This is a genomic window from Mycobacterium sp. 134 (assembly GCF_048282715.1).
Taxonomy (GTDB): domain Bacteria; phylum Actinomycetota; class Actinomycetes; order Mycobacteriales; family Mycobacteriaceae; genus Mycobacterium; species Mycobacterium septicum.
Genome location: NZ_JBLVUN010000008.1, coordinates 5,032,742 through 5,045,979, shown reverse-complemented (window position 1 = coordinate 5,045,979; position 13,238 = coordinate 5,032,742). Strand labels below are relative to the sequence as shown.

The window sequence follows — 13,238 nt, the reverse complement described above, 5'->3', positions numbered from 1 at the left end:
GTCACTGGCCATGGTGTACCTCCTGTGATCGATCGAGCAGTTCGGTGATGCGGTGCGTTGCCGACCCCTCTCCGTCCTCGACGGCGAGGAGTGCCGAGACCTCTTGAGCACGTGCCTGATACGACGGATCGCCGCACACTTCGCGCAGGGCGGTGGCGAGTTCGGAGGCGGTCACGTTGGTGCGCGGAAGAGCCGCAGGTGCGGCGCCCAGGAGTCGCAGCCGCTTCGCCCAGAACGGTTGATCCATGATTCCGGTGACGGGTATCGACGGGACACCGGCCCGCAGCGTCGCTGCGGTGGTGCCCGCGCCGCAGTGGTGCACGACTGCCGCGACACGGGGAAACAGCCATGAGTGCGGAAGCTCGTCGACCATCAGAACGTCGTCGCCGGTGCAGTGCAGCCCGGCCCAGCCGCTCTGCACGATCGCTCTCGTGCCGGTGGCACGCAGCGCGGAGCCGATGGTGTCGGACAGCTCAGGTCCCCGTGCCGTTGCGGTGCTGCCGAGACCGACGAACACCGGTGGCGGACCGGCTTGCAGAAAGTCGACCAGTTGCGCGGGCGGCGACCAGTTGTCGGGCTCCGACGGCCACCAATAGCCGTTGACCTGCAGATGTGCCGGCCAGTCCGCGGGCCGCGGCACCACGTGCTCACTGAACCCGTGCAGGATGGGCCAGGTGGCTGCGCGTGTGCTCTGATACCCGGCCAACGTGGTCGGGTGCAGCCCGAGCTCGGTGCGTAGCTCGTTGATCAGCGTCAGGTGCGCTTTCTCGCCGAGCGCGCCCAAGCGGCCGACGATCCGGTTGCCCCAGCGGCCGAGCGATCGGGCACTGAGCACCGATGGCAGGAAATCGCCGGTGGGTGCGGTCGGCTGGAGCAACACCCCGACGCTGGGGATGCCGAGTCCTTCGGCGACGTGGTATCCGAGCAGAGCCGCGACGGACGGAAGCAGCAGCAGGTCAGCGTCTTTCGCGGCTTCGATCAGGCCACGGCCCAGCTGGCGCAGATCCTCACGCATCTCGTCGAGCAGTTCCCGGGACGGCCGCATCCTGGCGCCGTCGACGAACGCCTGCGCGGCCGGTGAGGCCTTGGTGGCGCGTTCGGTATCGCCGGGCAGTGAGCGGAATTCAATTCCGCAGCCAGACACCAGTTCCCGGTACGGCTCTTGGGCGGCGACGGCGACGCGGTACCCCTCTAGGGCAAGCCGTCGTGCCAGACCCGTGTACGGGGCGACGTCCCCGCGGCTGCCGAAGGCGGCGATGACGATGGTGGTCACGGTGCGGTGGCCTTCTCGAAGACCTCGACAAGCACTTCGCCGTGGGCGACGACGTCGTACTCGGGGTCACGGGCGTACTCCTGGGCTGCGCTGTCCAGCGCGCCGCGCAGGATGTTCTTCATGAACAGCGGTGACAATTCGCGGAACTCGCCGCTTTGCAGTCCGGCCGCGAAGATGCCCAGCGGGTCGAGAGCGGCCAGGTCGCCGGTCGGGGGATTCTCCTGGACGGCTTTGGCCGCGGCTTGGTCGACCCGCAATCCGTCCGCGTCCCGGTATCCGGAGATGAGTTCGAGCATCGCCACGGCCGCTGACCGGTCGGCCGCGACGAACGCGATGTTGGCCCGGATGTAGGCGGACAGTCGTGCCGCCGCGGTGGTTTCGGCGTTGACAGCCGGGACGATCACCGCCGCGCCACGGGTGAAGATCTCCGTGAAGACCGCCTCGACCACTTCTGACTTGTTGGTGAAGTGATACAACACAGCGCTTTTCGCGATGCCGATGTGTTCGGCGATGCGCGCCAGCGACGCCTGTGGGTAGCCCTGTTCGGCGATCACCTCCAGGGCGCCTTCGACAATCTGCCGACGTCGTGCCTGTTCGGTGAACGTCTTCGTCCGCTCTGACCGCATGGTCTGAGATTAGACCGATCGGTCAGAAGTTGGCAAGGCCGGGCCGGCGCTACGTGTGCGCGGTCTTCGCCGTACCTCGCTTTGCTTTTGCGATGAACCGGATGATCAGGGCGGCCAGGACGATCATCAGGAACGGTCCGTAGAACTCGGTGTAGGTGACGCCGCGGCGCCAATAGGCGATGAAGAACGTGAACCAGATGACGTAGCTACCGGTGAGGTGCAGGCGCTTCCATACCGCGTACTGCATGCGTTTGGCGACGCGGTCGAACGAGGTGATGGTCATCGCGATGATGAATCCGTAGGCGATGAAATCCAGGACGAAGACGCCGTGCGGGGTGGGATCGACGACGTGGGTCTCGAATCGCTGTTCGTTCAGAACGATTACCGTGACGATGAATGCGGCGTGGACGACATGCGATCCGGCGAACCCGACGCCGAGATAGCGCCGGTTGCGGCGGATCCATTTGGTGATGTCGTTGGGCCACAGCTGGTAGAGCGATGACGCGGTGAAGGCGAGCAGGAACAGGATCGCCGATGTCCGTGCGGTGATGCGGATTCCGAGGTTGGCCCCGTTGACACCGCCCACACCCCACGCCGCGAGTGCTGAGGCGACTGCGATCGCCACGATGAGGAGCCAGGTCAACCTCCAGCCCGACAGGACAGACTTGGACGGGGCGCGGACGGTCGGTGTGGCATTTTCGGCGTCTGATGATGTGATCGACACTTCTGGGGCTCCTCCGGCTGAAACGGGCAGTGCCCAAAGGGCACGCCATCCAGTCGAACACCATCGGGTCATCGCGTCCAACGACCATTTTCAATGATGGTCATCTATGACTCAGATGAGACGGTGCGAGCCTGTCGGCGAAGGAAGTTGCGTGTCAGCGAGCGGGGCGGCGATTCAGGGACCGCGCACCCATGATCAACAGGAACACGATCACCGCACCGACGACGGCCACACCGACCCGCACCGGTAGTGAATCGGCAGGCGGCAGCACCGACGCCGCCTGGGCCGAGGTCGGCTCGTCGGCCTTGGGCGTGATCAATGACGGATCGGGGTCCACGAGCGTTCCGACCTTGGTGCCCGCCGGCGTCGCGAACCCGTAGTCGAGCAGGTGCGCCGCCTGCTCCCATGGAGCGATTGGTACTCGCGTGCCCTTCATCAGGATGGCCACCAAGCGCCGGCCGTCGCGGTTGGCGGCACCGACGAAGGTCTGGCCCGCGTCATCGGTGTACCCGGTCTTGCCGCCCATCGCGCCTGGATAGTTGTAGAGCAGCTTGTTGTCGTTCTCCACCGGGTAGGACGGATTGCCGTCGCGCCCGGGGAAGTCGTAGGTCTGGGTCGCCACGATGTCGGCGAATGCCGGGTTCTGCCAGGCATATCGGTAGAACAGTCCGATGTCGTACGCCGAGGTGCTCATGCCGGGGCCGTCCAGGCCCGATGGGGTGGCGGCGCGGGTGTCGCGGCCGCCGAGCTTGCCTGCCAAGATGTTCAGCTTCTGCAGTGCGGGGTCCATCCCGCCCAGCTGAACCGCGAGCGCGTGCGCGGCGTCGTTGCCGGAGTGCATCAGCAGGCCGTGCAGCAGATCGTTGATCGTGTATCGGCCACCGGGGCCGACGCCGACGCGGGTGCCCTCGGAGTTGGCGTCGTCCTGGGTGCCCGCGACCAACTTGTTGAGGTTGAGTTCGTTGAGGGCGGCGGTGGCCACGAGCACCTTGATGATGCTGGCCGGGCGGTGGCGTCCGTGCGGGTCCTTGGCGGCGATGATGTCGCCACTGTCCAGATCGGCGACCACCCAGGCCTCGGCGGAGACATCATTGGGCAGCGGTGGGGTGTTCGCCGCGGTGATCACGCCACAACCGGAAAGCGCTTCGCCGCCAATCGTCTTGGTGGGTACCGGCAGCGGGCCGGGTGCCACCTCGCCCGGCTGCGGTGCTTCCGACGCGTCCACCGCCGGGGGCGTGGTCACTTTGTAGGGGCACTCGGGCGCAGGGTCGGCGGCGGCGGCGGGCATGCACAACACGGTCGGCCCGGCGAGCATCGCCAGGGCCGCGAGTGTCGAGAGCCCGCGCGTCAACGCGCGAGTCGGGAGCCTTCGCTGGATAGCCATCGTCTGCGCAGATTAGGCGAGCGACGATGCGATTCCGCGGAGCCACGCTGTGACTCGTGTGGTTTCTGTGACAAATGTGATCTTGGACCGCCGGCGCCAGGACCTTGTTCAGGGCATGGGGCGGGGGACGAACCAAGCCGTTGAGCGCGATTGTCCGAGATCACACCACCGAAGGAGCCGTCCCCCTGCTCAAACGATAGCCCGATTGTCAACGATCAGGCCGTAAGTGTGGGTCGGCCGGCGAGGGGTGCGGATCAGCGTTTGCCGGCGCTGCCCCGAGGGTTGCTGGTCGCCGTTGTTCACCGGACGACGGACTAGTGTCTTGAGTCATTAATTCGAGTGCAGTAGTTCCCGATGCTGGCTAGGATTTGGTCGGCGGTCTTCGTCCAGACGTAGGGGCGCGGATTGTCGTTCCAGGTGTCGATCCATGCTCGGATGTCGGCGTTGAGTTGGCGCACTGAGGTGTGGGTGCCGCGGCGCAGTTTCTTGGTGGTCAGCTCGGCGAACCACCGTTCGACCAGGTTGAGCCATGATGAGCTGGTCGGGGTGAAGTGCAGCACAAAGCGGGGATGGCTTGTCAGCCAACGTTTTACGGCGGGGGTCTTATGGGTGGAGGCGTTGTCGAGCACGACGTGACAATCCAGATCGGCGGGGACTTCGGCGTCGATTTTCTTCAAGAAGGCGAGAAATTCAGTGGAGCGGTGGCGCGCGTGCAGTGAGCCGATCACCGTTCCTGTGGTCAGGTTCAAGGCCGCATACAGGCTCGAGGTGCCGTGGCGGATGTAGTCGTGACTGGCCCGCGCTGGGGTACCGGGCAGCATCGGGAACACGGGCTGGGTGCGGTTCAGAGCCTGGATCTGCGTCTTTTCGTCAACGCAGAGCACCACCGCCCGCTCCGGCGGGTCCAGGTACAGACCGACCACGTCGCGGACCTTTTCCACGAACAGCGGATCCTTGGACAGTTTCCATGAATCCTGTTTGTGTGGAGCTAATCCGAATGCGCGCCAGACCCGCGAGACCATCGACTGACTCAAGCCCAGGTGATCGGCCATCGACCGCGTCGACCAATGCGTGGCATCCGGTGGAGTCGTTTCCAACGTTGCAGTGATCAGATCCTTGATCTGCTCATCACCCACGACACGCGGCCGGCCCGGGCGCGGCTCGTCGAGCAATCCGTCGCAGCGGTCCACGACGAACCGATTACGCCACCGACGCACCGTGGTGATCGACAGATCCAGCCGCCGCGCCAGTTCGGTATTGGACCCACCATCGGCGGCTGCCAACACAATTCGCGACCGCATCGCCAAGCCTGCAGCACTAGTCCGACGCCTGGCCCAACCCTCAAGCTCAGCCCGCTCATCAGCGGTCAACACAATCTTGGCAGCACGCGGAGTCGGCACGACCCAGTCTAACAGCTAGATCGTAATTAATGACTCAGGACACTAGCGCAGGGTGTCGAGTTCGGTGTACGCCAGTGCCGGGAAGGCGATCGTCGACATCCAGAGCTTGCCCGCGGATTCCACGACCCCGGTGACCGTGCCGAAGTCTGGATGCGTCATCTGCACGCCCGCGACCACGGCCCCGGAGTCGGCGTCGAACGCCAGGACCCATACCTGCGGCCGGATCTGGGGTTGGAGCCGGTCGGGCAAATGCCACAGGACTTTTCGGATCACGGGCGCCCGGGGCGCGAGCCATTCGGCCGCGGCGTTCGGCGGCGACACCATCGCGACCCAGATCCGGCCGTCGGCACCGGTGGAGATGTTGTCCGGGTAGCCCGGCAGGTGGACTGCCAGCGGCGTGGCGGTGCCGGCCCGCGGCCCGCCCAGCCAGTACTTCGACAGCCGGCGGCCCTGGGTTTCGGCGAACACCAGCGCTGATTCGTCAGCGGTCACGGTCACGCCGTTGGCGAAATACAGGCCCTCCAGCAGCGGGGTGACGGACCCATCGACACTCAGCCGGAACAGTCCGCCCCGCCCGCGGGCCTCCATGATCGCTCCGGAGAAATGCTCGAACTGAAAGTGGCTCGTCGACTCAGTGAAATAGATTGTGCCATCTGATGTTTCGGTGACATTCGAGCAGAACTTCAGCTTCCTGCCATCCACTGATTCGACCAGCGTCGTTATCGTGCCGCTGGTCGGGTCCAGTGCCAGCAGCCCGCGGAGGCTGTCGCAGATCAACACCCTTCCATCGCGCGCGACGTGCATGCCGAGCGGGCGGCCGCCCGTATCGGCGACAACGGCACTCGTGCCGTCGGGGGAGACGCGCACGATTCGCCCGTCCACCAGTCCGGTCCACAGCTGCCCGGCTGCGTCGGCGACGACGTCCTCCGGTCCGTCCCCGGGCATCGGCACGATGGTCAGCTCGGCCGGCCCGAAATTCGGCAGTCCGTCAATAGGAGGTGGCGTCCAGCGGACCGGATCGATGGGTGGCTTCCGTGGCACGTTGCCAGTCTGCCGCCGAAACGGTATTCCGGCAGAGAGTTACTCGAACTTCTTGTGCCGGAATACCGTTTCGGCGCAAAGGGGTGTGACTACAGCAGCTTTCCGGCTTCGGACAGCACGCCGTGCAGGACCTCGTAGATCGCGTCGAACTCGGCCTGCCCGCTGATCAGTGGCGGAGCCAGCTGGATCACTGGGTCGCCACGGTCGTCGGCGCGGCAGTACAAGCCGGCCTCCCACAATGCCGGCGTCAAGAAACCGCGCAGCAGCCGCTCGGACTCCTCGTCGTTGAACGTCTCCTTGGTGGCCTTGTCCTTGACGAGCTCGATTCCGTAGAAGAAGCCCTCACCGCGGACATCGCCGACGATCGGCAGGTCGTACAGCTTCTCCAGGGTGGCCCGGAACGCCGGAGCGGCCTCCTTGACGTGGGCGTTGATGCCCTCGCGCTCGAAGATGTCGAGGTTGGCCATCGCCACCGCGGCCGAAACCGGGTGTCCGCCAAAGGTGTAACCATGCCCGAACACCGTCTTGCCGTCGTTGAACGGCTCGAACAGCCGGTCGCTGGCCACCATCGCGCCCAGTGGTGAGTAGCCCGATGTCAGGCCCTTGGCGCTGGTGATGATGTCCGGCACGTAGCCGAAATCCTCGCAGGCGAACATCGAACCGATGCGGCCGTACGCGCAGATCACCTCGTCGGACACCAGCAGTACGTCGTACTCGTCGCAGATCTCGCGGACTCGTTCGAAGTACCCGGGCGGCGGCGGGAAGCAGCCACCGGCGTTCTGCACTGGCTCGAGGAACACCGCGGCCACGGTATCGGGACCCTCGAACTCGATGGCCTCGGCGATGCGGTCGGCGCAGTAGCGGCCGAAAACCTTTTCGTCGTGCGCGTATTCGGCAGGCGCCCGGTAGAAGTTGGTGTTCGGTGCCCGGAAGCCGCCGGGGGTCAGCGGCTCGAACGGAGCCTTGAACGCCGGGATTCCGGTGATCGCCAACGCGCCTTGCGGCGTGCCGTGGTAGGCGATGGCACGCGAAACCACCTTGTGCTTACCGGGTTTTCCGGTCAGCTTGAAGTACTGCTTGGCCAGTTTCCATGCGCTCTCGACGGCCTCGCCGCCGCCGGTGGTGAAGAAGACCCGGTTCAGGTCACCCGGTGCGTAGTTGGCGACGCGCTCGGCCAGTTCGATGGCCGGTGGCGTGGCGTAGGACCACAGCGGGAAGAAGGACAGCTTTTCGGCTTGCTTGGCCGCAGCCTCGGCAAGTTCCTTGCGGCCGTGGCCGACCTGGACGACAAAGAGGCCGGACAGGCCGTCGATGTAGCTCTTGCCCTTGTCGTCGAAGATGTGGACGCCCTCGCCACGGGTGATGATCGGCGGGGTGATGCCCTCCCCGTGCCGGGCGAAGTGCCCCCACAGGTGGCGGTTGGCTTTGGCTCCTAGATCGGACTTTTCGGTGACGCTCATCGAGTTCCCCAATTGTATTGCTGTTTGACGAGTTTCAGGTAGACGAGGGTTTCGGTGGTTATCACTCCCGGCAATGAGCGGATCTGGGTGTTGAGAAGTTCGAGCAGGCTGTCGTCGTCCTCGCAGACCACCTCGCAGATGGCGTCGAAGGACCCGGCCGTCAGCACGACGTAGTCCACGGCCTCGATGGCGGACAGCTTCTCCGCCAACTTGAGGGTGTCGCCGGTGCAGCGGATGCCGATCATCGCCTGCCGGGCGAACCCGAGTTGCAGCGGATCGGTCACCGCGACGATCTGCATGACGCCGGCGTCGACCATGCGCTGGACGCGCTGGCGCACCGCGGCCTCGGACAGGCCCACGGCCTTGCCGATTCCGGCATACGAACGGCGGCCGTCGGCCTGCAGCTTCTCGATGATCGCCTTCGACAGTTCGTCGAGTTGAAAGGCGGTGCGAGAATTGTTCACGCGCAGTGGCACGGCCTGAAGGTCGGGACCATCAGGGTTGGTCATGCACCGATTGTGCACGGAATCCGTCGTTTAGGGCAACCGAATCGATGAAATCCCTCGTTTGAACCGGGGCTGAGCGCGGGATTGCGTAGAGATCGGATCGCCCATCGGTTACCGTGGGGCTCCATGAGCGTGGCAGTGAATGTGACGAGCAGCTGGATCAACGGTGCACCTGTGGCGACAGCCGGGGCCACCCATCAAATCATCGACCCCGCCACCGGCCGGCCCGTCGCCGACTATGCGCTGGCCACTCCGGCGGACGTGGACAACGCCGTCGATGCCGCCCGCAAGGCGTTTCCCGCCTGGTCGAGGGCGACGCCGGCCGAGCGGTCGGCAGTACTGGCCAAGCTGGCCAAGCTGGCTGATGAGCACGCCGACCAGCTGGTCGCCGAGGAGGTGAGCCAGACCGGCAAGCCGGTGCGCCTGGCCACCGAATTCGATGTTCCCGGCAGCGTCGACAACATCGACTTCTTCGCCGGTGCGGCACGGCACCTGGAGGGCAAGGCCACCGCCGAATACTCCGGTGACCACACCTCGAGCATCCGGCGCGAGGCTGTCGGCGTCGTCGCGACCATCACGCCGTGGAACTATCCGCTGCAGATGGCGGTGTGGAAGGTCATTCCGGCCTTGGCCGCCGGCTGTTCCGTCGTCATCAAGCCCGCCGAGATCACCCCGCTGACCACCCTCACCCTGGCGCGACTGGCCACCGAGGCCGGCCTGCCGGACGGTGTGTTCAACGTCGTCACCGGTGGTGGCGCCGATGTCGGCACCGCGCTGGCCGGACACCGCGACGTCGATGTCGTGACCTTCACCGGCTCCACCGCGGTGGGCCGCAAGGTGATGGCCGCGGCCGCGGTACACGGACACCGCACCCAGCTCGAGCTGGGCGGCAAGGCCCCGTTCGTGGTCTTCGACGACGCCGACCTGGACGCCGCGATCCAGGGCGCCGTGGCCGGTTCGCTGATCAACACCGGCCAGGACTGCACCGCCGCCACCAGGGCGATCGTCGCGCGCGACCTGTACGACGACTTCGTCGCCGGCGTCGCCGAGGTGATGAGCAAGATCGTTGTCGGTGATCCGCACGATCCCGACACCGACCTGGGCCCGCTGATCTCGTTCGCGCACCGCGACAAGGTGGCCGCCATGGTGGCCCGGGCGCCCGAGCAGGGCGGCCGCGTGGTCACCGGCGGCGTGATCCCCGACCTGCCCGGCGCGTTCTACCGGCCCACCTTGATCGCCGATGTCGCCGAGACCTCCGAGGTGTATCGCGACGAGGTCTTCGGCCCGGTACTGACGGTGCGGGCCTTCGCCGACGACGACGACGCGATCCGGCAGGCCAACGACACGGTCTATGGCCTGGCCGCCTCGGCCTGGACGCGGGACGTGTACCGGGCACAGCGCGCCTCGCGCGAGATCAACGCCGGGTGCGTGTGGGTCAACGACCACATCCCGATCATCAGCGAGATGCCGCACGGCGGAGTGGGTGCGTCGGGATTCGGCAAGGACATGAGCGACTACTCGTTCGAGGAGTACCTCACCATCAAGCACGTGATGAGCGACATCACCGGTGTAGCCGAAAAGGAATGGCACCGAACGATTTTCAGCAAGCGCTGAGTTTCGCTTCGAAAGTATGCAGCCGTGACCATGACGTGCGTGGTGATCGGTGCGGGTGCCTGGGGTCTGCCCGTCGCGGCGCAACTCGCCCGCCGCGGGCATCGGGTGACGCTGATCGACCGCTACGGCCCGCTGAACGGATTGTCTTCCTCGGCGGGATCAACCCGGTTGTGGCGACTCGCCGACCCTGATCCATTGCGGGTGCGGACGGCGCAGCGTGGTGTCGACGCCATGCACCGCCTCGCCGAGCGGGCGGGAACCCCGGTGTTCCTCACCCGTGGTCTGCTGTGGCGCGACGACGAGTCGCTGCCGGCCGTGGCGTCGACGCTGGACGCGCTCGGCGTCTCGTACGCCAATGTGCCTGCGGCGGACGTGGATCGGTTCTTCCCGGATCTGCGCAGCGACGGCAGGGATGCTCTCTGGCAGCCGGTGGCCGGCGTCGTGCTGGCCGCCGCATCGCTGCAAGCTCAGTTGGCGCTGTTCCAGAATGCCTCCGGTGCAACGCTTCTCGAACGCGATGTGGCCAGTGTGGACAGATCTGCCAATGGCGTCCGGGTGGTGCTGGCCGAGGGGGACGTGATCGACGCGGACGCCGCGGTGATCGCAGCCGGGCCGGGGGCCGGACGCCTACTGTCGCCACTCGGGCTGGACCTGTCGCTGCACCCCTACCTGGAGCAGGTGGTGTACTTCGGCGATCCGGCGAATCCTGCTGCCACCGACGACTATCCATGCCTGTTCGATGGGCCGTCGGGCGACCGTCCGGGCATCTACGCCATGCCATCGCCGGGTGCGGGCTACAAAGTCGGTTTGGACAGGCCGCTGCGTGACTACCGGGCCGGCGACGTCGACCGGACGCCTGACCCGGGGCGGACCGAGGAGCTTCGCGATCGGATCCAGACCGACTTGCCCGCAGTTGTTCCGACGGTGCTCAATGCTCAGGTCTGCAGTTGGACCGACTCTCCCGATGGCGCGTTCATCGTCGACCGGCTCGAGGGTGGAATCGTGGTTGCATGCGGCGACTCGGGGGAGGGTTTCAAGTACTCCGCGCTGATGGGCGAGGTGCTCGCCGATCTGGCGGAAGGGCGCACGCCGGACCCGGATGTCGCCCAGTGGTCGCTTAGCCGGTTCGCGACGGGCGTGCCTGAGCGCACCGGCCCTCACGTACTCGGCAGGCATTAGGCGCCTGCGCAAGGGCCACGAAATCGGTGGCCAAAAGCGATCTTCGCAACGGTAATCGTGGGTCGGTACCTAGCAGGTCGACGATAACAGTGCAGTTGTGGTCTATCTCACAATTCATGTGGGATGTGATCGAAGCCTTGCGGGCCGCCCTCAAACGGACATAGGGTTCGGCTTCAGCGAACAAAGTGTTCGCTGAAAACAATCCTCTTGCTCTTTTGAGACGAACGGATGTTTCGATATGAGTGCGACCGTCGAGCCGGATCCCGCTGAAACGGCAGACACCGTGGTCGGAGGCCGGATTCGTCAGTTCCGGGCCGCGCGGAAGATGTCTCTCCGACAGCTGGCCGATCGTGCCGGCATCTCCCCGGGTTTTCTCAGCCAGGTGGAGCGCGGGCAGGTCAACGCCAGTGTCGGAACCCTGCGCCGCCTGGCTCAGTCGCTGGGCATCGTGCTGCCTGACTTGTTCACCGATGACGAGGTCACCGACGTCCGCATTCTCAGGAAGGCGGCGCGGCCGACCATCGAGGTGTCGGAGCTGAGCTCGAAATACCTTCTGTCGCAGAAGCCGCTGCGAAACCTCGAGGTCTACGCGGGTGAACTGTCGCCCGGGTCGAGCGCAGGCGAGGCCTACGTGCACGGTGACGCGCAGGAGATCCTGATCGTCATCGCCGGCACCCCGACCCTGGAGCTCGACGGCGAGCGCTACGTGCTCGAGCCGGGCGACAGCGCGGAGTACCGCACGTCCATGCCGCACACCGTGCACAACTTGAGTGATGCGCCGGTCGAGCTCATCTGGATTGTCAGCCCCCCGACCGACTGGCCGACCTGACGGGCCGCTCGTCCCGTCGCGGATGTGCCCATGTCCGCGAACACCTTTCCGCCCAGATCCGAAGGAGATCCCCAATGAACATGTCGCCTGCCGCTCGCAGTGTGTCCGCCTTGATCGCTGCGGGGGTCCTCCTGGCCACCGCGTGTACGCCTGCAGGTCCCGGCCAAGCAGCCGACGTCGATCTGGGCAGCGGACCGCCACAGGCCGGCACCGTCAAAGAAGGCGCGCTCAAAGGCATGACCCTGACGTTCGTGTCGTACGGCGGCATCTTCCAGGACGGGCAGACGAAGGCGGCGATCGAACCGTTCGCCGCGCAGTCCGGCGCGAAGGTGTTGCAGGACGGGCCCACCGAGAACTCGAAGATCAAGGCTCAGGTCGACTCCAAGAACGTGACCTGGGACGTGGTCGACAGCACCAACGTGTTCACCGCCAAGAACTGCGGCACGCTGTTCATGCCGCTGGACACCAGCATCGTCGACATCAGCAAGCTGCCCGCGGGCACCAAGACCGACGACTGTTCGGTCCCCGCAATGGGTTACGGGCTGATCGTGGTCTACAACACCAAGAAGTACGGGGCGAACCCGCCGAAGACCTGGACCGATTTCTACGACACCGCGAAGTTCCCCGGTAAGCGGGCCATCGAAGGCGTGCCCGGTGAGCTCGACCCCGGCGTCCTCGAGGGTGCACTGCTGGCCGACGGTGTCGCCCCGGACGCGATCTACCCGATCGACATGGACCGGGCGCTGGCCAAGATGAACAGCATCCGCAACGACACGGTTTTCTGGACCACCGGCGCACAGTCCCAGCAGCTCATCGAGTCCGGCCAGGTCGACATGGCGCTGGTGTGGAGCGGTCGCGCGTACTCGGCGGTCAAGAACGGAGCTCCGTTCGCTCCGATCTGGGACCAGTGGATGCCCGAGGCCGACACGATCGCCGTCCCCGTCGGCGCCAAGAACCCCAAGGCGTCCATGGCGCTGATCAACTTCTACCTCGGTGCCCAGCAGCAGGCCAAGCTTGCCGAACTGACGTCCTACAGCCCGATCAACGTCGACGCCAAGCCGCAACTCGACGACCTGGCGCGGTCGTACCTGACCACCACGCCGGAGCGGGAAAAAGACCGGTTCCCACTGGATCTCGGGTACTGGGCCGAACACCAGGAAGAAATCGCCAACAAGTACACGTCCTGGCTCGCGGGCTAGGAG

At 65.8% G+C, this 13,238-nt stretch carries 12 protein-coding genes; 4 read left to right on the top strand and 8 right to left on the bottom strand.

Annotated elements, in window-relative coordinates; genetic code table 11:
- Window position 1: 1 nt before the first annotated feature.
- The 8 genes from ACNQVK_RS28850 to ACNQVK_RS28815 form a co-directional block, all read right to left on the bottom strand.
- Window positions 2-1,273 carry a glycosyltransferase gene (locus ACNQVK_RS28850; protein WP_418032254.1) on the bottom strand — a complete coding sequence of 424 codons (1,272 nt, stop codon included), beginning with the start codon at window positions 1,271-1,273 and terminating at the stop codon, window positions 2-4.
- Window positions 1,270-1,899, bottom strand: a complete 630-nt coding sequence (locus ACNQVK_RS28845) for a TetR/AcrR family transcriptional regulator (RefSeq protein WP_418032253.1) — start codon at window positions 1,897-1,899, stop codon at window positions 1,270-1,272. The genes ACNQVK_RS28850 and ACNQVK_RS28845 overlap by 4 nt, the downstream gene beginning before the upstream one ends.
- A gap of 49 nt (window positions 1,900-1,948) precedes the next feature.
- Window positions 1,949-2,623: a hypothetical protein gene (locus ACNQVK_RS28840; RefSeq protein ID WP_418032252.1), complete on the bottom strand. Its 675-nt coding sequence runs from the start codon at window positions 2,621-2,623 to the stop codon at window positions 1,949-1,951.
- Window positions 2,624-2,777: 154 nt separating this feature from the next.
- Entirely contained in the window at window positions 2,778-3,938 is a 1,161-nt protein-coding gene (locus tag ACNQVK_RS28835) for a D-alanyl-D-alanine carboxypeptidase family protein (protein ID WP_418034400.1), read from the bottom strand.
- Window positions 3,939-4,321: 383 nt separating this feature from the next.
- Window positions 4,322-5,407, bottom strand: a complete 1,086-nt coding sequence (locus tag ACNQVK_RS28830) for an IS630 family transposase (RefSeq protein WP_025997290.1) — start codon at window positions 5,405-5,407, stop codon at window positions 4,322-4,324.
- A 42-nt stretch (window positions 5,408-5,449) separates the two neighbouring features.
- A complete protein-coding gene (locus ACNQVK_RS28825) occupies window positions 5,450-6,448 on the bottom strand; it encodes an SMP-30/gluconolactonase/LRE family protein (RefSeq protein ID WP_418032251.1) in 999 nt (332 codons plus the stop codon).
- Between the two features lie 89 nt (window positions 6,449-6,537).
- Complete coding sequence (locus ACNQVK_RS28820) at window positions 6,538-7,908, bottom strand: aspartate aminotransferase family protein (protein WP_418032250.1); 1,371 nt, start codon at window positions 7,906-7,908, stop codon at window positions 6,538-6,540.
- A complete protein-coding gene (locus ACNQVK_RS28815) occupies window positions 7,905-8,417 on the bottom strand; it encodes an Lrp/AsnC family transcriptional regulator (protein ID WP_036440614.1) in 513 nt (170 codons plus the stop codon). Before ACNQVK_RS28815 ends, ACNQVK_RS28820 begins: the two co-directional genes overlap by 4 nt.
- Before the next feature lie 123 nt (window positions 8,418-8,540).
- On the opposite strand from ACNQVK_RS28815, the gene ACNQVK_RS28810 reads away from it, so the two are divergent.
- From ACNQVK_RS28810 to ACNQVK_RS28795, 4 genes are all read left to right on the top strand, one after another.
- Complete coding sequence (locus ACNQVK_RS28810; protein WP_418032249.1) at window positions 8,541-10,028, top strand: gamma-aminobutyraldehyde dehydrogenase; 1,488 nt, start codon at window positions 8,541-8,543, stop codon at window positions 10,026-10,028.
- A 30-nt stretch (window positions 10,029-10,058) separates the two neighbouring features.
- Window positions 10,059-11,207: an FAD-dependent oxidoreductase gene (locus ACNQVK_RS28805; RefSeq protein WP_418034398.1), complete on the top strand. Its 1,149-nt coding sequence runs from the start codon at window positions 10,059-10,061 to the stop codon at window positions 11,205-11,207.
- Window positions 11,208-11,445: 238 nt separating this feature from the next.
- Window positions 11,446-12,036, top strand: coding sequence for a helix-turn-helix domain-containing protein (locus ACNQVK_RS28800; RefSeq protein WP_211157928.1), 591 nt, complete (start codon window positions 11,446-11,448; stop codon window positions 12,034-12,036).
- 74 nt (window positions 12,037-12,110) lie between these two features.
- A complete protein-coding gene (locus ACNQVK_RS28795; RefSeq protein WP_418032248.1) occupies window positions 12,111-13,235 on the top strand; it encodes an ABC transporter substrate-binding protein in 1,125 nt (374 codons plus the stop codon).
- Window positions 13,236-13,238: the final 3 nt, after the last annotated feature.